Annotated in this window: 21 protein-coding genes; 17 read left to right on the top strand and 4 right to left on the bottom strand. The window is 70.5% G+C overall.

From position 1 onward, the window contains the following. The first annotated feature begins 100 nt into the window (after window positions 1–100). Window positions 101–1879 carry a glycosyltransferase gene (locus ACVCAG_RS32780; protein WP_447191036.1) on the top strand — a complete coding sequence of 593 codons (1779 nt, stop codon included), beginning with the start codon at window positions 101–103 and terminating at the stop codon, window positions 1877–1879. Here ACVCAG_RS32780 and ACVCAG_RS32775 read toward each other — a convergent pair. After that, window positions 1863–2537: an SAM-dependent methyltransferase gene (locus ACVCAG_RS32775; RefSeq protein WP_447191035.1), complete on the bottom strand. Its 675-nt coding sequence runs from the start codon at window positions 2535–2537 to the stop codon at window positions 1863–1865. The genes ACVCAG_RS32780 and ACVCAG_RS32775 overlap by 17 nt on opposite strands. Here ACVCAG_RS32775 and ACVCAG_RS32770 point away from each other — a divergent pair. The 11 genes from ACVCAG_RS32770 to ACVCAG_RS32720 all read left to right on the top strand — a co-directional run bounded on the left by ACVCAG_RS32770 (window position 2469) and on the right by ACVCAG_RS32720 (window position 10872). After that, the gene (locus ACVCAG_RS32770; RefSeq protein ID WP_447191034.1) at window positions 2469–4007 is read left to right on the top strand and encodes a recombinase family protein; all 1539 of its coding nucleotides are present in this window, start codon (window positions 2469–2471) and stop codon (window positions 4005–4007) included. The genes ACVCAG_RS32775 and ACVCAG_RS32770 overlap by 69 nt on opposite strands. Before the next feature lie 242 nt (window positions 4008–4249). Further along, the gene (locus ACVCAG_RS32765; protein ID WP_447191033.1) at window positions 4250–4480 is read left to right on the top strand and encodes a hypothetical protein; all 231 of its coding nucleotides are present in this window, start codon (window positions 4250–4252) and stop codon (window positions 4478–4480) included. Between the two features lie 166 nt (window positions 4481–4646). Further along, entirely contained in the window at window positions 4647–6248 is a 1602-nt protein-coding gene (locus ACVCAG_RS32760; protein WP_447191032.1) for a hypothetical protein, read from the top strand. Window positions 6249–6547: 299 nt separating this feature from the next. Beyond that, the gene (locus ACVCAG_RS32755; protein ID WP_447191031.1) at window positions 6548–6808 is read left to right on the top strand and encodes a hypothetical protein; all 261 of its coding nucleotides are present in this window, start codon (window positions 6548–6550) and stop codon (window positions 6806–6808) included. Continuing rightward, window positions 6805–7065, top strand: coding sequence for a hypothetical protein (locus tag ACVCAG_RS32750; protein WP_447191030.1), 261 nt, complete (start codon window positions 6805–6807; stop codon window positions 7063–7065). Before ACVCAG_RS32755 ends, ACVCAG_RS32750 begins: the two co-directional genes overlap by 4 nt. 2 nt (window positions 7066–7067) lie before the next feature. Further along, complete coding sequence (locus ACVCAG_RS32745; protein WP_447191029.1) at window positions 7068–7250, top strand: hypothetical protein; 183 nt, start codon at window positions 7068–7070, stop codon at window positions 7248–7250. A gap of 2 nt (window positions 7251–7252) precedes the next feature. Beyond that, complete coding sequence (locus ACVCAG_RS32740) at window positions 7253–7651, top strand: hypothetical protein (protein WP_447191028.1); 399 nt, start codon at window positions 7253–7255, stop codon at window positions 7649–7651. A 175-nt stretch (window positions 7652–7826) separates the two neighbouring features. Then, on the top strand, window positions 7827–8126 hold the full coding sequence (locus ACVCAG_RS32735) for a hypothetical protein (protein ID WP_447191027.1): 300 nt from the start codon (window positions 7827–7829) through the stop codon (window positions 8124–8126). A 322-nt stretch (window positions 8127–8448) separates the two neighbouring features. Further along, window positions 8449–8805 carry an HNH endonuclease gene (locus tag ACVCAG_RS32730; RefSeq protein ID WP_447191062.1) on the top strand — a complete coding sequence of 119 codons (357 nt, stop codon included), beginning with the start codon at window positions 8449–8451 and terminating at the stop codon, window positions 8803–8805. Window positions 8806–8807: 2 nt separating this feature from the next. After that, on the top strand, window positions 8808–9152 hold the full coding sequence (locus ACVCAG_RS32725) for a hypothetical protein (RefSeq protein WP_447191026.1): 345 nt from the start codon (window positions 8808–8810) through the stop codon (window positions 9150–9152). Between the two features lie 304 nt (window positions 9153–9456). Beyond that, a complete protein-coding gene (locus ACVCAG_RS32720; protein ID WP_447191025.1) occupies window positions 9457–10872 on the top strand; it encodes a phage major capsid protein in 1416 nt (471 codons plus the stop codon). A gap of 266 nt (window positions 10873–11138) precedes the next feature. Here the strand turns inward: ACVCAG_RS32720 and ACVCAG_RS32715 are convergent, their stop codons facing one another. After that, a complete protein-coding gene (locus ACVCAG_RS32715; protein ID WP_447191024.1) occupies window positions 11139–11396 on the bottom strand; it encodes a GntR family transcriptional regulator in 258 nt (85 codons plus the stop codon). Between the two features lie 221 nt (window positions 11397–11617). Here ACVCAG_RS32715 and ACVCAG_RS32710 point away from each other — a divergent pair, with 221 nt between their 5' ends. After that, window positions 11618–11848, top strand: coding sequence for a hypothetical protein (locus ACVCAG_RS32710; RefSeq protein ID WP_447191023.1), 231 nt, complete (start codon window positions 11618–11620; stop codon window positions 11846–11848). 235 nt (window positions 11849–12083) lie between these two features. Here the strand turns inward: ACVCAG_RS32710 and ACVCAG_RS32705 are convergent, their stop codons facing one another. Together ACVCAG_RS32705 and ACVCAG_RS32700 are read right to left on the bottom strand one after the other, a co-directional pair. After that, entirely contained in the window at window positions 12084–12335 is a 252-nt protein-coding gene (locus tag ACVCAG_RS32705; protein WP_447191022.1) for an SAM-dependent methyltransferase, read from the bottom strand. Between the two features lie 295 nt (window positions 12336–12630). Then, on the bottom strand, window positions 12631–14223 hold the full coding sequence (locus ACVCAG_RS32700; RefSeq protein WP_447191021.1) for a glycosyltransferase: 1593 nt from the start codon (window positions 14221–14223) through the stop codon (window positions 12631–12633). Between the two features lie 215 nt (window positions 14224–14438). Here ACVCAG_RS32700 and thrC point away from each other — a divergent pair, with 215 nt between their 5' ends. The 4 genes from thrC (at window position 14439) to ACVCAG_RS32680 (ending at window position 20670) form a co-directional block, all read left to right on the top strand. Next, the gene (gene thrC / locus ACVCAG_RS32695; protein WP_440087233.1) at window positions 14439–15497 is read left to right on the top strand and encodes a threonine synthase; all 1059 of its coding nucleotides are present in this window, start codon (window positions 14439–14441) and stop codon (window positions 15495–15497) included. Window positions 15498–15555: 58 nt separating this feature from the next. Next, complete coding sequence (locus ACVCAG_RS32690) at window positions 15556–16524, top strand: GHMP family kinase ATP-binding protein (RefSeq protein WP_440087234.1); 969 nt, start codon at window positions 15556–15558, stop codon at window positions 16522–16524. Window positions 16525–16991: 467 nt separating this feature from the next. After that, window positions 16992–19070: a transcription termination factor Rho gene (gene rho, locus ACVCAG_RS32685; RefSeq protein WP_440087235.1), complete on the top strand. Its 2079-nt coding sequence runs from the start codon at window positions 16992–16994 to the stop codon at window positions 19068–19070. A 280-nt stretch (window positions 19071–19350) separates the two neighbouring features. Continuing rightward, a complete protein-coding gene (locus ACVCAG_RS32680; RefSeq protein WP_440087236.1) occupies window positions 19351–20670 on the top strand; it encodes a sensor domain-containing protein in 1320 nt (439 codons plus the stop codon). Window positions 20671–20675 lie beyond the last annotated feature (5 nt).

The following is a 20675-nucleotide window of genomic DNA, read 5'->3' as shown; positions in this document are numbered from 1 at the left end:
CCGGCACCGAGCACACCCGGCGGCTCTCCCCGGCCCGTTTCCCGCGCGTCGCGCCGAACCGGTGGCGCGGCCCCCGTCCGAGCCCGATCCTGGAAGCGCCATGACAGCACGGATCGCCGGTAACGACTACCGGAGCCTCACGCCGCCCGCCCTGGGCTCCTGGACCCCCTCGCTCCGGGTCAGCGTCGTCGTTCCCGCGTACGGCGACCAGGAGAAACTCGACCTGGCGCTCGCCGGGCTGGCCGCGCAGACCTACCCGGCCGCGCTGACCGAGGTCGTCGTGGTCGACAACGGCAGCAGCCCGCCGCTGCGCCTGCCGGCCCTGTGCCCCGCGGACACCCGCCTGATCGTCTGCCCGGTCCCCGGCCGCGCCCACGCCCGCAACGCCGGGCTGGCGGCCGCCACCGGCGACGTGATCCACTGGCTCGACTCCGACGTGGTCCTGGACCGCCGGTCGGTCGAGGCGCACATGCGCTGGCACCACGCCGCCCCGTACCTCGTGGTGACCGGCTACCTGCGCTTCACCCCGGCCGGGCTGCCGGCCCCCGAGGTGGTCGCCGCCGCCGACGACCTGGCCAAGCTCTTCGAGCCCGCCGAGCCGCACGCCTGGCTGGTCGACCTGGTCGAGCGCACCGACGGCCTCACCGCCAACCCGCACCGCGCGTTCAGCCTGCACGTCGGCGGCGCGACCTCGGTCAACGCCGCGCTGCTCGCCGCCGCGGGGCCGATGGACACCGACCTGATCCTCGGCCAGGACACCGAGATGGGCTACCGGCTCGCCCAGGCGGGCGCCGTCTTCGTGCCCGAGCCGCTGTCGCGCGCCTTCCACCTGGGCCCGACGATGCGCATGCGCGACAAGGCCCCGATCGACCGGGTCAGCCACGCCTTCGTGGCCGACCGGATCCCGTCCTACCGCTGGCTCCGCTCCCACCCGGCCCGGCAGTGGAAGGTGCCGTACGTGGAGGTGGTCGTCGAGCCCGCGGGGTGGCCGGGGAAGGGCTACACCTACGACGAGGTCCGCGCCACCGTCGACGCCGTGCTCGCCGGCACCCTGCCCGACGTCGCGGTCACCCTCACGGGGCCATGGGACCGCGTCGGCGCCGAGGGGCGCGCTCCCCTGAAGAACCCCGACCTGGACCTGGTGCTGATCCGCGGCCACTACGCCCACGAGCCCAGGGTCCGCTTCGCCGACGAGGTCTCCGCGGCCTCCGCCGTCCCGGCCGTCCCCCCCGACCGGACCGACGGCTCCGCCGCGCCGGGCCCCGCCTGGGCGGTCCCGTACCGTCTGCGACTGCCCGCCGGATGGGTGCCAGGCGAGGACACCCTGGCCCGCCTGCTCGACCTGGCGAGGGACGAGGGGTACGGCCTGGTCTCGGTGCTGCTGGCCGAGGAGGACGACGCGGCCGGTGGGGACGGCGGCGCGGACGGCGCGGCGGACACGGCGGGCGCGGCGGGCGCGGGCCCGGGGAGGACGGTCGTCAGGGCGCGGCTGGAACGTGCCGCCGCGTTCGCGCGCGCCGCGATCGTGCTGGAGGAGGGGGAGGATCTCGACGACGCCGTGGACGACACCTTCGGCGTGATCTGGGTGGACGGCGAGACCTACGGGTTCGCGCCCGAGGCCGGTGTCCTCACCGGCCGTCGCGGCGCCTACCGCGCCAGGGCCGAGGCGGCGGCCGAGGTGGCCCGTCTCACCAAGGAGACGGAGCGGCTCCGCGAGCAGGTGGCCAAGTGGCGCGACGAGGCGGGCCGCTGGCGCAGGAGCACGGTCGAGCTGCGGCGCGAGGTCGGCACCCTGCGAAGGGAACTGGCCGCCGCCAGGAAGGTCGTCCAGTACGGGCTGCTGTCCTCGGTGAGGCGGGTCATCACCCGCCGTCGCTGACGACGCCGACGCCCCCCAGGAAGTAGGAGCCGATCCCCCGGTAGGGCACGGCGGTGCCGGGCGCCGGCCGCCATTCGGGCAGGTTGACGATGCCGGGCTCGACCATGTCGAAACCGTCGAACAGGCGGACGATCTCCTTGCCGGTACGGGTGACGAAGGGGGCGGAGGCCCGGTCGTAGACCTGGGCCACCTCGTCCGCGGCCTTCGGGCGGACGTCGGTCGCGACGTGGGACAGGACGAGGTGGCTGCCGGGGGCCATGGCCCGGCGCAGGGTGGCGATGATGCCCAGGGGGTCGTCCGCGTCGGGGACGAAATGCATGATCGCCACCAGGAGGATCCCGACAGGCCGGTCGAAGTCGATCGCCGCGCGCACGTCCGGGTGCTCCAGGATCTCCCCGGGCCGGCGGACGTCCCCCTCGACGATGGTCACGTTCTCGTTCTTGCCGAGGATCGCCCTGCCGTGGACCAGGACGGTCGGGTCGTTGTCGACGTAGACGACCCGGGCGCCGGGAGCGACCTGGTGCACGTTGTTCCGGGTGGGCAGTCCGGCGCCGAGGTCGAGGAACTTTCCTAGAGGTACCGTGGATGTATGTCGATCACGCTCTTTCCCCGCCGCCGCACCGCCGCCCCCGACGCCTCCGCCGCGCTCCCGGCTCACATCCTCCTCACGGGCCGGGAGTATCTCCGGGTCTCCAAGGACCGGTCTGGGCGCCTCAAGTCCACGACTCAGCAGCACGACGAGAACATGGCTGCGGCCGACCACCACGGGATCACGCTCGGAAAGCCCTACGCCGAACACGAGGCCGTGTCGGCATCGCGGTTCTCGACCAAAGAGCGCGACGAGTTCAAGATCCTGATGGACGACCTGGAGACCGGCCGGTTCGGCGCGGACGTCCTGGTCCTGTGGGAGTCCTCCCGTGGGTCCCGCCGCGTTGGTGAGTGGGTCACGATGCTTGACCTCCTGGAGGATCGCGGGAAGCTGGTCCACGTCACGACCCACGGCCGCACCTACGACCCGGCCAACCCCCGTGACCGGCGGACCCTCCTGGAGGACGCCGTGGACAGCGAATACGAGAGCGCCAAGACGAGAGACAGGATGTTGCGAGACACCAAGGCCAACGCGGCTCAAGGTCGCCCGCACGGCGTGTGCCCGTTCGGCCTCGTCCCCGTTCACGACTCCCGCACTGGCCGTCTGATCACGTGGGGGGCTGACCCGGACAAGGCCCCGATCGTCCTGGAGCTGTTCACGCGCCTGCGGGAGGGGCACAGCTTCAAGGCGATCACGGCGGACTACGCAGCGCGCGGGATCGTGAACCGCAAGGGCGAGCCGTTCTCTCACCAGCACCTCCGCGACATGGCCACCAAAGCCGTATACGCCGGATACCGGCCGTACCTCCCCAAAGCCCTTAAGGGCACCGGGGCCAAGCCGGAGCTGATCGAGGGCACGTGGGAGGCGATCGTGCCTCGTGACCTCTTCTGGGACGTCCAGCGCATCCTGTCGGAGCCCGGCCACCAGATCAGGGCCGAGCGACCCGGGAGCATCCTGCACGAGTACACGTCCACGATCCGCTGTGACGTCTGCGGAGCGGCGATCGGTGTACTCGGCAACCGGGGACGGCCGGAGTACAAGTGCCAGGGCAAGGGGTGCGTGCGGATCGAAAAGCCCGCCGTGGACGAGATCCTGACCGGCGTCATCCTGGACTACCTCTCGCGCCCCGACGTCTATGAGTCGTGGACCTCGCGCGCCACGTCGGACGAGGCGACGGAGGCTCAGGCGGAGCTCTCCCGCCTGCGGGCGGAGCTGGAGGAAGCGGAGAACGCCAAGCCCGCGACCCTGGGGGAGGTACGGATGATGGGGGCCCTCATTGACGAGCTCACGGGCAAGGTGAAGGAGGCGGAGGCACGCGTCCACGAGCTGTCCACGCCCGGTGCTCTGGCCGCGCTCATGGCGCCCGGGGCCGACGTCGCCGATCGCTGGGAGGCCGCCCCGGTCTCCGCCCGCCGGAAGACCGCCGCCATCCTCCTCACGCCGGAGTACCTGGGAGAGGTTCGGATCACCCGCTCCCCGGTCAAGAACCACCGGGTTCCCGTCACGGAGCGCATGGTGTGGAGGCGAGACGCCTCCTGACCTGCACGACAAAGGCCCTGGACTATTCAGCTGAATAGCCGGGGCCTTTGCTATTGCCATTAAGTCAAGTAATTGGGCTGGATAACTGGGCTTGACATAAACGCAAACTTGCGAACTGCGATCGTAAGACGTATCTTGAAAGAGCAGTACGAAGCCCACGAAGGCACCCGGGGAGCAAAAACAGCAGGGCCGCTCAGGATTCCCCACGGCCGACAGATTCGAGTCGGAAAGGGACTCCTCTCGTGGGCCTTAACGCCAGTTCTGAGGCACTCAGCATCACGAACCGGATCAACGTGATGCGGCGCCATCACCCGGACCGGGACCTGACCGACCTCCGCCAGGACTTGGCAGAGGTCAAGATCGCGGACTACATCAAGGCCGTGGTCTCCTCTGCGCCTCCGCTCAAGCCGGAGGCTGCGGACCGCATCGCGAACCTCCTCCGCTCCTCTGCCACGAGCGGGGAGGCGGCCTGACATGTCGGAGAATGCAAATCGCCGCCCCGGCCAGGACGGCGATTCAAATGCAAATGACGCTAAGAACGACTCTACGCCGCCAAATGGTCCATTGACAAATGAGCAAGCGGTCCAGGATGGCCAATCCCGTGACGGTCGCCAGAGGGTCAATATCTCCAGCCATGCCGTGGCCGCCGCGTGGCTCCGGGAGGAGCTGGGACGCGGTCAGCTGGCCGGAGTGTTCCGCCGGGATGGCCTGATCGTCCAGACCCCCCGCATCGGTCAGGAGGGATACATTCCGCCGCGCGAGGGGGACGAGGACGGCCCCGCACAGGTTCGCCCGTTGGCCATGGCCGAACTCAAGGCGCGCGTGGAGGTCCGTTACGCCGTGGGCCGGAGTCGTGAGGTCCCGCGCAAGACCGGCAAGACCGACCCCAGCACCGGGGAGGAGGAGGTGGTGATCCGCAAGGAATGGGAGCCCCACCTGTTCCCGGTTGCGGCCACCCAGCACGCGCACAATGCGGCCCTGACAAACGACGGGGTCCCCAACCTCCGCCACCTGGCAGGCGTGTCCCACACGCCCGTCATGCGCCCGGACGGCAGCGTGGTGGACACCCCCGGGTACGACACGGCCACGCGGCTGCTGTACCTCCCCGCCGTGGGCCTGGAGGTCCCGCCCGTCTCCCTCCGGCCCACCCCGGCGGAGGTCAAGGCCGCCGTGGAACTCCTCATGCGGCCCGTGGCAGAGTTCCCGTTCGTCCAGGAGCACTACCGGGCCAACTGGCACGGGATGCTGTTCACGCCCGCGCTTCGGCCCATGCTCCCCCCGCCGTACCAGCTGGGCGTGATCGACGCGCCCAGCCCCGGCTCCGGCAAGAGCTACCTGGCCACGATGCTCCGGATCGTCCACGGCGGAGTTCTGCGATCGGAGTTCCCCGCCGACGCGGACGAACTCCGTAAGGCGGTCACGGCCACACTCGTGGGCACCACGGCCCCCGTGGTGACGTTCGACAACGTCCGTGGAGTCATCCGGAGTTCGGTCCTGGAGGGACTCCTGACCACGGCCTCGTGGTCAGACCGGCCCCTGGGACACACGAGCAACGTCACGGTGCCGAATGACCGTCTGTGGACGATGACCGGGAACAACGCGGTCATCGGCGGGGACCTGGCCCGGAGATGTCTGTGGGTCACGATCGACCCCCAGATGCCCAACCCCCACGAGCGGACAGGGTTCCGGCTCAACCCCGGGACCTGGGCACGGGACAACCGTGGCGCGGTGCTCCACGCCATGCTCACGATCGCCCGTGCATGGGTCCTGGACGGAGCCCCCACGGCGGATCCTGGCCGGAGCGACGACTACGCGCACTGGGTGGCCAACCTCCGGGGGCTGCTGTCCTGGGCCGGGTTCCCCGGGGAGTTCGCGCACCGGGAGGCGGTTACGCGCGTGGAGTCCAGTGATGACGACGAATGGGGTGGATTCCTGGAGGAGGTTCACCGCGCGTTCGGAGAACGGTGGTTCGAGATAAAGGACCTCGTGGACAAGCTCACCCCGGACCCATACGACAGGGGCGGCAGCGGAGCAATTGACGCGGCCCTCCTCCCCGGAGATATGGCAAATAAGCACTCCGCCATGGGCCGGGGCAGCGCGGCGGGATTCACAAAATCGCTGGGGAAATGGTTCGGGCACCGCGCCGGGAGATGGTCACGAGGTCTGACTGTGCATCGGGACGAGGCATCTACCCGGAGAGCTAAATACAAGATCGTCAAGTGGGGAGAGCCGGGCTCGTAAGCGCCAGGGGTTGGGGGTGGGCTTCGGAATCTGCGCTTTGCGCTTTGATGCGGTTTCTCAGCTCCCCCTCTCTAGGAGATGGGGTGTAGATGAAGACACCTACACCCTGTCTCCGGAGCAGTGGACTCCAGGAAACCGCACTAAAGCGCAAAGCGCACAAGATCCCGAAGCCCGCACATAAGCGGGAGGGTGGCACGCCTCGGAGATCAGAACAAGATCTAGATCTGATTCCGAAGCCCACCCCCAACCCCGACCCCCGACCGGGCACGAGCACGCGCACCCCCAGAAAGGACCACGAAATGATCATCGACCCGCTCGACGTCCCCCCGCCCGTCCCGCCGTGCATCTGCGTCGGGCCCGTCATGGTCTACGCCGGGCGGAGGCCGGACGGTCTGGTCATGCTCCGGACCGTCCACGCCCCGTACTGCGAGTCCCCGAACCAGATGGAGGCCGTCCAGCCGGAGCCGTGCGCCTCGTGCTCCGGCTCCGGCCCGCTCCACGACCGTGAGTGCCCGCACTTCATCGACCTGTCCAACAACCCCATAGGGAGCGCGACATGACCACCGAACCGACCCTGACCCCGCAGTCCTACCCGCTGTGGCTGTGTGTCCGGCGGGGGCCCCGCATGTCCCGTCACCTCGTGGTGGCGTGGCAGCGGGACCACGACCGGGGGGAGCTCATCCCCTGGGGGCCCAGTGGGGGGCCCAACGCCCCGATCACGTCCCTGGCCAAGGTCGTCCAGGCCGCGCGGAGCCAGGGCCACACCGTCACCTACAGCGCCCGCCGGAACCACATCACCACCGCAGAGGAGAATTGATCATGCTTCCCATCGCCTCCCACGGACGCCGAGGCCGCCGCCTCGTGCGCTGGCTTGTCCTGGCCCTCGTGGTCCTGTTCGTCATCACCCGGCCCTCTCAGGCCGCCGACACGGCCACCGCGCTCATGGGTCACGCCGTGACCGCCGGGGACTCTCTGCTCACGTTCATGTCGGCCCTGGGATGACCATGACCACGGAACCCACCACGCCGAGGCTCCTCCGCAACGTCTGGCCGGGACGCGTGGCCGTGCGGGTCTCCAAGCACGCGGAACACCCTGGCCTCCACGCCTACCTGTCCCGCCGGGCGCGTCGGGACGGCCTGGAGGTCCCCCGTATGGGGCCCTTCTACCTCGTGCCGGGCGCGTGGCTGGCCGAGCTCGTGAGCCTGTTCGTGACGTCTCCGGACCCCGGCCACGACCTGATCATTCGGCGCATGACCACGGAGCGGGAGGCGGACCCCTCAGGGCCACGTACGCACTGCAAGCACGGCCACCTGTACGACACGAAGAACACGCGGGTGAGGACGGACGGCACACGAGCGTGCCGGGCGTGCGACCGCGAACGGAAGAGAGAGAGCCGATCATGACCGCAACCGGCGGGACCGGACTGCTGATATCAGCCCGGTCCCTGACCGCCAATCATCCCGCGCCTTGCCTGGAGTGCAAGGCGGCCATGGTGATCAGCAGGGGGGCCGTGGAGGTGGCCCATGTCGTGGGTGCATCGTGCGATACCCGGGCCCACAGCCACGAGGGGAGGGCCGCGTGATGACCATGCTCCCGCGTGCCAGCGCACCCGTACCCGTGCAGCAGGCAGAGGCAGAGGAGGCGGAGGACTTCCGTCCTCAGCTGATCACCCCGTCCCAGAACGTCCGTGACTGGCCTTGGGCTAACCAAGTTCGTCCGCCGTACATCGACGGCACGGTGCAAGAGAAGTGGTCCAAGGTGGTCGTGCCCGTGCGAGTCCTGGCGCTGTTCACCTTGTGGATCACGTGGCATGTTGCCCGCTGTGCCGCGCTGCTCGTGGTCTTGGTCCTGCTCTTGGTCCTCGTATTGGTGCGCTGACCTGCGATGAGCCATTTCGGTACAGAGCTATGCGCCACTTCGGATCGCTCTGTGCCGTTCTGGCCCAGGTCTGCGCCACCCCCGGACCGGAATGGCGCATCGGTGGCGCACCACGTGTGCCATTCCGGTTCGGGTCCGCGCCACCCCGGACAAGGTGGCGCACGGGCGGAGGGAGGAGGGGGCATCCGGGGGCGGGTATGGCACGGGGCCGAAACCGGACGGCAGCTCGACCGCACAATCGACATTCCCCTCTCCCCGATACGTCACAGGAAACGATCATGCCTGACCTGCACAAACACGAAAGGAGGCCAGCGTGGGACGTATGCGCACCCTGGGAGTGGACAACGTCCGTTCTCAAGCGTGGAAGGAGTTCCGACTTCTGATCTTGAACCGGGACAACTGGACGTGCCAGAACTGCGGACGTGGACCCCTCACCGGCCGGTACGCGGCCACCGTGGACCACATCAAGCCCCGGGCGGAGGGGGGCCGGAGCACCCTGGAGAACTGCCGGACCCTGTGCCGTCGCTGCAACACCCTGTTGGGCGCGTCCACGGGGGCCCTGATCGCCTACCGCAAGGAGGCAGAGGGACGCCCCGGGCGCGCTCCGTCCCTCCCCGGGCCCTCGTGCCGGTTCCACGCCCCGCCCCGTGACGACTGCCCGCACTCGGAAAGGCTCTGATCATGACCGACCCCCAGACCCCCACGCCCGGGACCGCCAAGTCCCGGATTGCCGCCGCCGCGCGCATGGTCACCGACACGACGCGCGTCTCCTCTTCCCAGCCCATCCAAGTCCTCCAGGTGGACGAGGCCACCCTGCCCGACGCCGTGGCGCTCCTCCGCGCTGGCCTCCAGCAGAGTGAGGCCGACGCCCTGGCGATCCTGGACCAGGTGGACCCCCGGGAGCTGTGCTACTGGCTGGCCTACCTGGCCGACTACTACGGCAAGCGGGCATACGGGAGCGCGGAGGCGCTGGATGAGGCGCTGGCCGCGTGGCAGGCCGGGGGAGTCATGCCCCTGCCCGAATGATCGCTTACGCTGATCAGCAGCACGACCCCGGGCACTCACTCCGCGACGGCGGAGGGACCCGCCCGGGGACCGGGCACTCTCACCGCCTCGGCGGAGGGACCCGCCCGTGAACGGCCCTCTCGGACCCGCACCGGCCGCGCCGGAACCCTGCACTCCGTACGGCAGCACGACAGACGCACCATTCCCCGGCGTAGAGCGACCCGGCCCAGGGGGCCCGATCGATCCGCCGCAGGACCCGGGCCCGTCTCGTGCAACCTCCCGCGCTGATCAGCGCGGTTGAGACACGAACCCCTGGGAGAACCCCATGCGTAGAAACTCCCGCCTTGAGGAGCTCAAGGCCCAGCGCGAGAGCATCCGAGCCGACATCGCGGCCCTGGCCGAACTGACCGAACCGACAGAGGAACAGGCTTCGGAATCGGATGCGCTCCTGGTCCAGTTTGAGCACGTTGACGAGATGTGCCGGACTCAGGAGGAGCACGAGGAGCGCGTTTCCCGTGCCCGCGCCACCGCCATGGACATCCGTTCCCACGAGGGCCCCACCTCGCGCTCCTCTGGCGGTCACTCCGGCGGAGACGGCCTCCATGCCCGCGCCCGGCGGACCGTGGACATGGCCCACCGCTCCGGCCTCCTGCCCGACCACGGCGCGGAGCGCGCCGTGGAGCTGATCACCTCCGGCTCCCAGATGGACAGGGACATGGCCGCCCGGTGGGCCACGGCCACGGGTGACCCGGCCTATCTGCGCGCGTTCGTGTCCCTCCTGGGTGACCCCCAGCGCGGGCACATGCTGTGGAGCCAGGAGGAGCAAGAGGCGTACCGGGCCGTGGAGTTCCTCCACGCGGACATGCGCGCCCTGTCGCTCACGGACGCCTCCGGTGGATTCCTCGTGCCCCTGACTCTGGACCCGACCGTCCTCCTCACCTCCGGCGGATCGAGCAACCCCCTCCGCCGGATCTCCCGTGTCGTCCAGACGGTCACGGACACGTGGAAGGGCGTGAGCTCCGCCGGAGTGACGGCCGAATGGCTGGCGGAGGCCAACGAGGCCGCCGACGCGTCCCCGACGTTCGGGAGCCCGGAGATCCCTGTCCACAAGGGGTCCGCGTGGGTGCCGTACTCCTATGAGGTGGGCATGGACGGCTACGGGTTCGCCCGTGAACTCCAGAAGCTCCTCCTGGACGCCGCCGACCAGCTCATGGCGACGGCCTATACGGTCGGCGACGGCATCGGGAAGCCCAAGGGCATCGTGACCGCGCTGGCCGGGACCGCCTCCGAGATCAACAGCACCGGGACGGAGGCCCTCGTGGCCGCCGACGCGTTCGCTCTCCAGAACGCGCTCCCGCCCCGGTTCTCCGCCAACGCTCAGTGGACGGGCCACCTGGCCACGATCAACGCCCTCCGCCAGATGGAGACCACGAGCGGCGCCCTCAAGTTCCCGGAGCTGGCCAGTGGTCAACTCCTGGGACGGCCCGTGAACGAGAACAGCAACATGGACGGCGCGATCAACCCGGCGGCCACGGCGAACAACTACGCCCTGATCTACGGGGACTTTTCGCAGTTCGTCATCGTGGACCGCATCGGGACCACGATCGAGCTCATCCCGAATCTGATGGGTGCGAACGGGCGCCCGACCGGTCAGCGCGGCCTGTTCATGTGGTTCCGGACCGGATCGGACGTGGTGGTCCCGAACGCGTTCCGCATGCTGGACGTGCCGACCACGGCGTAACCCCAGACTCCGGCCGGAGGCGTCGGCTCCCGATCTCCTCCGCCTCCGGCCGGAACCACGAGACCCCCGTTCGGCTTGGGCGGGGGTCTCGGCATGTCCGGACCCCCTCCGGCCGGAGTCTGGTCACGATCCGTGACGGGCGCCCGATCATGGAAATCGCGAGGCTCTCAGATCCACGGAGACGGCCTATCTCGCACCGGCCGGATAGATGAGACCCGGGACGCCTCCACGCCCGTCAGTGTGGCGTACGTGGCGCGCTAGGTGCGCTAGGGGGTGGAGGCAGGCTCCCAATGCTCCGGATCTGCCACGCGGGAGCCGATTCCGGGCGATGTGCGGATCAAGCCGTCCTCACGGAGCTGCCGGACCACCTTCATGGCCGTGGCGTTCGCGATCTCGAATTCGGTCATGAGATCCACGAGCGACGGGACGCGCTCACCCACCTTGAGCTCTCCGGAACGGATGCGCCCGCTGATCACCTCGTGGACCTGGCGCCACCTCGGCGGGTCCGTCTCGATCTTTGCCACACGGTCAAGCTAGGTACTCCAGATCCGCCAGGCGAGAGCGGCGCACGTAGAGGACCTAGCGCACCTGGTCCGCCACACCTACTCTTGACCCATGGGCAAGCTAGGCACTTCCCCCACGGTGGCGCTGGACCACGACCCGCCGCCGCTCGTGATCCGCTTCTGTCGTGCGTGCTCCGCGATGTTCACCCGGGCGTTCCCCTGCCCGCGCTGTGGGTGCCCCGATGACCCCCGCTCTTGAGTGGAGGCCGTACACCCGGCAGGGCCGTACAAGCCGGGTCCGGGCGTACGTCGTGCGGGGGGTCGCCGAATACGAGCTGTGCGCCGAGGGCGGTCAGATGGTGATCCGTCGCACGGTCCGCCACGGGGGCCGACGCATCATCACGGAGGCCGCCCGGGGCCGGGTCTGCGACGTCGAAGAGATCTGGAAATCGATCGCTCCCGCCGGGAAGTAGGGGAGCCTCACGAGCCGACAGGGCCACCGATCTGGAGGGAGCGGTGGCCCTGTCTCGTGTCCGGGGTCGGGGGCCGTCCTCGCGTGCGCGCACGCGCCCGCGCGTGCTGGACCGCATGCCCGGGGAGACTAAAACTTAGAGACTTATCTGCCCATGGCGCTCGTTTTCGCAGGTCAGATGGGGTCTCTCGCATGGGCAGAGATCAACTTCCGGTCTGCCCATGCCCGATGGATTGTTAGGGGACCTTTACGAAAGTTCCTCGGTCGAGGAACTGGTCGATCCCCGACTCGGCGAGGAAACCGACCGTCCGGCCCAGGAACGCGCGATTGGCGCGGGCACCCTGCCGCATCTCGGGGACGATCTCCAGGGCCCTCTCCGCGGCCTGCCGGTCCGCCGGAAAGTTGTCCTTGCCTCCCAGGTAGTAGTCGTACATGCGCGCGACGTTGGGAATATGCGTCTGGACACCCTTGGGTATCTGGTCGGCCACGTGCCGCTCCCAGGTAATGAAATTTTCAGAATTGCATAGATCGTAGCCACTCATAACATTGGGGAAGCCCTTAACGGACGAGCGAGATCGCGTCATGGCCGGCCTCCCCTCGCGCCGCCCCCCGGCCTCCCCCGCGCGGCGCGCGTCCGGCCCCGGCCGGCGGCATGCGCCCGGCCTCTGTCTCGCGGAGCGCGTGTCCGGCCCCGGCTCGCGCCGTGCGCCCGGCCTCCGGCTCGCCGGCGGCGCCGGCCGGCCTTGACCGTCCCCGGGCACCCGGCCGCCACCGGGCCGCCGCTCAGTTCCTGAGGGCGGTGCGGAGCCTGCCGAGGAGGGAGTCGCGCCCCTCCTGGCGCCTCCCTTCCCCGCGCTTCTCCTCCTGGCGCCGCTGCTCCTGTCCGGGGGCCCGCTCCGCCGCGGGCCTCGCGGCCTCCGGCCCCTGGGCCTTGGCCCCGGGCGAGGCCGGAACCCGGGCGGGGGGCGGAGTGGAGGCCGGGGGCGTGGGCCCGGCCGGCCAGAACTCCGGCCGGTCGCCACGCCGCACGCCGTGGGTGGCCTCGATCGACGCGGCGACGTCGTCCGCGCCGAGCAGCCTCGCCCGGCCCAGCGCCTCGGTCCGCTCCAGCGTCGCCTCGCCGTCGCCGCCGAGCCCGACGACGAGCATGCCCGCGCGGTCGTCCTGCATCACGCGGATCATCCGCTCCAGCGTGTCGCGTCCCAGCGGGACCGAGACCGGGCCCGTGTAGCGGAACGGGATCGGGGCGGGGGTGGCGGAGACCTCGTCGGCGAACCGCACCCGCTCGTCGTGGGCGAAGTGCTCGCGCAGCAGCCGCAGGTCGAACAGGGGGTCGTCCAGCACCGGCCGGCGGTCCCCGGACAGTTTCGACCACGGGGCGACCAGGGTGACGATCACGTCGCCGAACGACCCGTCGAGCGCGGCGCCCACCGCCTCGCGTACCCGCTCCTCGGGCCCGTCGACGTGGAGCACCACCTCCACGTACGGGACCAGCCAGTGGCGTCCCCGGTCCCTGCGCAGGTCACGGCGGAGCGGCACCCGGTGGGCCAGGTAGGGGGCGACGACGCGCACCGCCCGCTGCGGGTCGCGGCGCTGGGCGGGAAGCCCCAGATGGACGGCCTGGGCGGCCATGTCGGGGACGAAGACCACGCCGTGCGCGGCCAGCCGGTAGGCGAACTCGGTGTCCTCGCCCCGCAGCACACCGGGATCCACCCCGCCCACGGCGTGGAAGATCTCGCGCCGCATCGACACCGTCGGCCCCGTGCACACGTGGTAGGGGTTGCGGCTGGCCCGCAGGCCGTCGGTGCGGGAGATCGTCTGCTCGGTGGAGCTGGGCAGGGCGCCCGACAGGTCGAAGAGGGAGCCCAGCGAGCCCGCCCGCACGCCCTCGTGCACCTGCGCGGCCGTCAGCGACGGCTCCTCGACGAACTTCTTCGCGCCGATCGTGACCAGGTACCCGGCCAGGTGGTGCCATCGGGCCAGTGCCTCGATGTGCTCGCGGCAGACGACCATGTCGGCGTCGAGACGCTGGATGATCCGCCCCTCGGCGAGGGCGGCGCCGGTGTTCACCGCGTGGGCGATGCCCCAGCCGGAGGAGCCGGCGGTCACGATCCTGGTGCCACCCGGGGCGATCTCCGGCAGCCGCAACGGCGGTTCGCTGCCGTCGTCGACCACGATCACCTCCATGAGGTGGTCCGGGTAGGTCTGCGCGGCCAGCGCGGCGAGGGTGAGGTCGAGCCTGTGCTGCCCGCCGTGGGCCGGAATGATCACGCTCACCGGGAGCTCCGGATCCCACTCGCCGAGTGCGGGCGGGTCCAGGGGCGAGTAGTCGTTGTGCCGGATCGGTGGCAGGTCCGCCGCCGTGCCGCCCGTCATGATGTGACACCCCTTGTCGTGTTCCCCGTCTGTCAAGCTCTGTCAAGCCCCGCAGACCATACCGGTCGATCCTTAGAGTTCCCTGGAGACAGGACGCCCGGCTTGTCCATTTGGTGGACAACGCATCCCAGAGCCGAACGTGTTGCCCGTAGACTCGTTTTCCAATACCGCAGGTAGCACGCGCACGGACCGGCCGCGCGCGGTGAGGAGCAATCATGACCAGGGCGTGGCGTGGCCTCATCGAGGAGTACCGTGACCGACTGCCGGTGAACACGGCGACGCCCGTCGTCACGCTCCTGGAGGGCGGCACCCCGCTCGTCCCGGCGAACCGGGTGTCGGCGCTGACCGGCTGCGAGGTCTACCTGAAGGTCGAGGGCCTCAACCCGACCGGAAGCTTCAAGGACCGTGGCATGACCATGGCCATCAGCAAGGCCGTCGAGGACGGGGCGAAGGCCGTCATCTGCGCCTCGACCGGCAACACCAGCGCCTCCGCCGCCGCCTACGCGGTCCGCGCGGGCCTGACCTGCGCCGTGCTGGTGCCCCGGGGCAAGATCGCGATGGGCAAGCTGGCCCAGGCGCTGGTCCACGGGGCCAGGCTGCTCCAGGTCGAGGGGTCCTTCGACGACTGCCTGGAGATGACCAGGAAGCTGTCGGAGAACTACCCGATCGCGCTGGTCAACTCGGTGAACCCGTTCCGGCTCCAGGGCCAGAAGACCGCCGCCTTCGAGATCGTCGACACGCTCGGGGACGCCCCCGACATCCACTGCATCCCGGTCGGCAACGCGGGCAACATCTCGGCGTACTGGATGGGCTACACCGAGTACGCCCGGGACGGCGTCGCGGCGAGGACGCCGCGCATGTTCGGCTTCCAGGCCAGCGGCGCCGCGCCGATCGTCAACGGCGCGCCGGTGACCCACCCGCACACGATCGCCACCGCGATCCGCATCGGCAACCCGGCCTCGTGGCAGCTCGCCGAGGCCGCCCGCGACGAGTCCGGCGGTGTCATCCAGGCCGTCACCGACCGTCAGATCGCCGCCGCGTACAAGCTGCTCGCCCAGGAGGAGGGCGTGTTCGTCGAGCTCGCCTCCGCCGCCAGTGTGGCGGGCCTCCTGCAGGCCCACGCGCAGGGGCTGGTCGAACCTGGGCAGCGTGTCGTGTGCACGGTGACCGGAAACGGTCTCAAGGACCCCGACTGGGCCATCTCGGGCGCGCCCACCCCGGTGACGATCCCGATCGACGCGCACGCCGCGGCCACCGCCCTCGAACTCGCCTAGTGGATCTCAGGAGAAGCGACGTGCCCCCCACGGACCACACGGCCCCCACGGGACCCCGATGACCGGCGGGGCGAAGGCGACCGTCCGGGTCCCCGCGACGTCGGCCAACCTCGGCCCCGGATTCGACACGCTGGGACTCGCCCTGGGCCTGCACGACGAGATCGAGGCCGAGATCTTCGAGTCCCCCGGCATCGACATCGCGGTCGAGGGCGAGGGGGCCGGCGAGCTCGACCTGGGCGAGGGGCACCTCATCGTCACCACGATGCGCGCGACCTTCGACAGGATGGGTCTCCCGCAGCCGCGCGGCATCCGGTTGCGCTGTCTCAACCGGATCCCGCACGCCCGCGGCCTGGGGTCCTCCTCCGCGGCGATCTGCGCCGGGATCCTCGCCGCCCGGGCGCTGGCCACGACCCCGTACGCGCCCTCGTCCGAGCACGGCTCCCACCCCGGCCGGGATCATCCGCCCGGGCTGACCGACGACGGCGTCCTCGCGCTGGCCACCGAGATCGAGGGCCATCCCGACAACGTGGCGCCGTGCCTGGCGGGCGGGCTCACCGTCGCGTGGACGGACGCCGGAGGCGTGCCGCACCTGGTGCGGCTCCTCCCGCACGAGGCCGTCAGGCCCGTGGTCCTCGTCCCCGCGCACCGGCTGTCGACCGAGACCGCCCGCGGGCTGCTGCCCAAGGAGGTCCCGCACGCCGACGCCGCCGCGAACGCCGGCCGGGCCGCCCTGCTGGTCGCGGCGCTGACCGCCAGGCCCGAGCCCGGCCTGCTGCTGGCAGCCACGGAGGACCGCCTCCACCAGGACTACCGCGCGCCCGCGATGCCGCACACCGCCGACCTGGTACGACGGCTGCGGAGGGCGGGAGTGGCCGCGGTCGTCTCGGGTGCGGGGCCCACGGTTCTTGCGTTGTCAACGATGAATACGCAGGATTTGATCGCACCGGAAGTGGGTAATGACTGGCACATCCAGCCACTGGAAGTCGAAACCAGGGGCGCCCGCGTTGTTTCTCTTGAGACACGCTGACGACTCTTCGACCTTCAGGGAATAGCTGTGTGCGCTGGTGATGTTAGGCTGATAGCCGCACCAGGTGCCCCGCGTTGGGTGCGTGCTTGTCAGCCACACATCGCTGCATCATGTCTCACCTGGTGAGACATGAGCGCCGCAGTGGCCTCCCCGAATCCGTCGCCTCCGAATGCTCCAGATTTCGGTTGGGGCAACGAGAAGCGGCGTTTTAGGGGACATGCGCGTTCGATCTACCTCGACATCTGGTTGCCGGTAGCAATCCGGGGGGGTGTCCTCCAAGTCCCACCGTCGGCGATTCGCGATGGTGACGGCCTGGATCCGCCCTTCTCCGACAGTGGCGGCGGCTCTCCATGGGCCGCCGAGGATCGCGACGTGCAACCCGACCCGGTCTGTCCCACCGGGTCGATCGCACCACCGGGACGATTGGCTGATCATGGCCACGCCCGACCCCTGGGAAGGACCCATTAGTGAGCGACACCACCGAACTCCTCTCCGACGTCACCGGCACGGCGCCGGCGTCCGGCGACACCCCCACCCGCCCCGCGGCCAAGCCGCGCCGTCGCTCCGGCACAGGCCTTTCCGCCATGGTGCTGCCTGAGCTGCAGGCCATGGCTTCCGGCCTCGGCATCAGCGGGACCGGGCGGATGCGCAAGAGCCAGCTGATCGCGGCCATCCAGGAGAAGCAGGGCGTCTCCACCGAGAGCGCCCAGGCTCCCGCCGCCGTCAAGGAGACTCCTGCCGTGGCCGCCCCGGCCGTCGTGGCCGAGCCGGTCGCCGAGCGTCCGGCGCGCACCCGCAGGGAACGTTCCCGCCCCGTCGTGGCCGCCGAGCCCGTCGTGGAGCAGGCGCCCCCCGCCCCCGAGCCCGTGGCCGCCGTCGTCGCGCCCGAGCCCGTCGTGGAGCAGCAGACCATCGACACCGCCCCGGCCGAGGGCCGTGGCGAGCGCGGCGAGAGCCGTCGCGAGCGCGGCGAGCGCCGTGGCCGCAACAGCGAGCGCGGCGAGCGGGGCAACGATCGCCGTGAGCGCGGCGACAACCGCCCCGACAACCGCAACGACGGCCGCGCCGACCAGCGCGCCGCCGACGCCGGCCAGAACCGCGGGGAGCGGCTCAACGACCGCGGCGACCGGCTCAACGACCGCGGTGAGCGCGGCGAGCGGTCCAACGACCGCGGCGAGCGTCTCAACGACCGCGGCGACCGCACCAACGACCGCGGTGACAGGGGCGAGCGCGGTGACAGGGGCGAGCGCGGCGACCGCGGCCCGCAGAACCGGGGCCCGCAGGACCGCAACGACCAGCACGGCGTGGGCGACGACGACGACCGCCGTGGCCGTCGCGGCCGGTTCCGCGAGCGCAACCGCCGCGGCCGCGAGCGCTTCGACAGCAACGAGCCCGTGGTGGGCGACGACGACGTCCTGATCCCGATCGCCGGAATCCTGGACATCCTCGACAACTACGCGTTCGTCAGGACCAGCGGTTACCTGCCGGGCTCCAACGACGTCTACGTCTCGCTGGCCCAGATCCGCCGCAACGGCCTGCGCAAGGGTGACGTCGTCACCGGCGCCGTCCGCCAGCCCCGCGACGGTGAGCGCCGCGAGAAGTTCAACGCGCTCGTCCGCCTCGACACGGTCAACGGCATGGACCCGGAGCAGGCGCGGCAGCGGCCCGACTTCAACAAGCTCGTCCCCCTCTACCCGCAGGAGCGCCTGCGCCTGGAGACCGAGCCGAACATCCTGACCACCAGGATCATCGACATGGTGGCCCCGATCGGCAAGGGCCAGCGTGGTCTCATCGTCTCCCCGCCCAAGGCGGGCAAGACGATGGTCCTCCAGTCGATCGCCAACGCGATCACCCGCAACAACCCCGAGTGCCACCTGATGGTCGTCCTGGTGGACGAGCGTCCGGAAGAGGTCACCGACATGCAGCGGTCGGTGAAGGGCGAGGTCATCCACTCGACCTTCGACCGCCCGGCCGAGGACCACACCACGGTCGCCGAGCTCGCCATCGAGCGTGCCAAGCGCCTGGTGGAGCTCGGCCACGACGTGGTCGTGCTGCTCGACTCGATCACCCGGCTGGGCCGCGCCTACAACCTGGCGGCCCCGGCCTCCGGCCGCATCCTGTCCGGTGGTGTCGACTCCACCGCGCTCTACCCGCCGAAGCGTTTCTTCGGCGCCGCCCGCAACATCGAGAACGGCGGCTCGCTGACGATCCTCGCCACCGCGCTGGTCGAGACCGGCTCCAAGATGGACGAGGTCATCTTCGAGGAGTTCAAGGGCACGGGCAACCTGGAGCTCAAGCTCAACCGGCAGCTCGCCGACAAGCGGATCTTCCCCGCGGTGGACGTCGACGCGTCCGGCACCCGTAAGGAAGAGATCCTCATGGGCAAGGACGAGCTCCAGATCACCTGGAAGCTCCGCCGCGTGCTGCACGCCCTGGACATGCAGCAGGCCCTCGAGCTTCTCCTGGAGAAGATGAGGGAGACCAAGTCCAACGCGGAGTTCCTGCTCCAGGTGCAGAAGACGACGGTCAGCTCCGAGCGCGACTGATCACCCGCCGTACGTCGAACGCCCCGGCCCCTCCGGCCGGGGCGTTCGCGTTTCCAAAGCCCTTGTGCGACCCCGTACTTCGGGATATCCCTACTTCAGGACGCTTTTTCCCGCGCGGCTCCCGGGTCCGCGCCCGCGATGACCGCGGCGCGTGGACGGCACGCGAGGAGGGGGGCGGTCACGCGAAGGCGGGCGGCGCGAGGAGACGCCAGACGCGCGAGGGACGGCGGGACGCGACAAGGACGGCGTACGACGGGCTGACCGGGGACAGGGGAGGCGCATGACGGCCGAGACGCTGGCGAGCACGACCGCGGTCAGGACGCCGCTCAGGCGGCGCGTGCCGCTCGGTCCGAACGGCCCCCTGGGCATGCTCGTCGACCCGATGACCTGGCGGGCCGTTCCCTACCTGCTGGTCAGCATGTTCTACGGCCTCGCCTGCTTCGCGTTCCTCGCGTCCGTGATCCCGGCCTCCCTGGTGATGGTGCTCGTGTGGGTCGGACTGCCGCTGCTCGCCCTGACCATGCTGGCCTGGCGAGGCGCCGCGATACTGGAGCGCCGGTTCCTGCGGCTGGCCTTCGGCGTCGACATCCCCAGCCCGTACCGGCCCTCCGAGGGCGACAACCTGTTCCTGCGCTGGAAGGACATGTTCGTCGACCCCGCGACCTGGAAGGACCTGCTCTATCTCCTCCTGCTGCTGCCGATCGGGATCGCGGAGTTCACCGTCACGGCGGTCCTGTGGATCCTCGGACTGAGCCTGACGATCGCGCCACTGCCCCTGCTGCTGGCCGGGCAGCCGATGACGCCCATCGACGAGTTGCCGATCGACAGCGTGCCGAGGGCGCTGCTGTGCACGCTGATCGGGGTCGGCTTCCTGCTCGCGGCCCTCTACGCGACCCGTGGCATGGCCTGGCTGCACGGCCTGCTCGGCGTCGCCCTGCTGGGGACGAGCGAGAAGAACCGGCTGGCCGCCCGTGCCGCCCACCTGCGGGCCAGCCGGGCCCGCGGGGTGGACGCGGCCGAGGCCGAGCGGCGCCGGATCGAGCGGGACCTGCACGACGGCGCCCAGCAGCGGCTGCTGTCCGTGGCCATGGACCTGGGCCGGGCCCAGGCCAAACTGGACTCCGACCCCGACGCGGCCAGGGAGCTCCTGGCCCAGGCGCACCGGGGTACCAAGGCCGCCATCGCCGAGTTGCGCGACCTCGCCAGGGGCATCTACCCGGCGATCCTCACCGACAGGGGGCTGAGCGCGGCCCTGTCGTCGCTCGCCGCCCGCGCGCCCGTACGGGTGGACCTGTCGGTGGAGGTCTCCCACCGGCCCCCGCCCGCGGTGGAGAGCATCGCGTACTTCGTCGTGGCCGAGTGCCTGAGCAACCTCGCCAAGCACTCCGAGGCCACCGAGGCGTTCATCCGGGTGAGCCGCCAGGAGCAGCGGGTGATCGTCGAGGTCTACGACAACGGGGTCGGCGCCGCCGTGCCGCGGCCGGGCAGCGGCCTCGCCGGACTGGCCGACCGGGCCGCGACCATCGACGGCACCCTGACCGTCGACAGCCCGCTGGGCGGCCCCACGATGATCAGGGCGGAGTTGCCCTGCGAATGGTGAGAACG

The sequence above is a fragment of the Streptosporangium sp. G12 genome (assembly GCF_052983175.1).
Note: the sequence above shows the minus strand (reverse complement) of the source record. Positions and strands in the feature narration are given on the sequence as shown.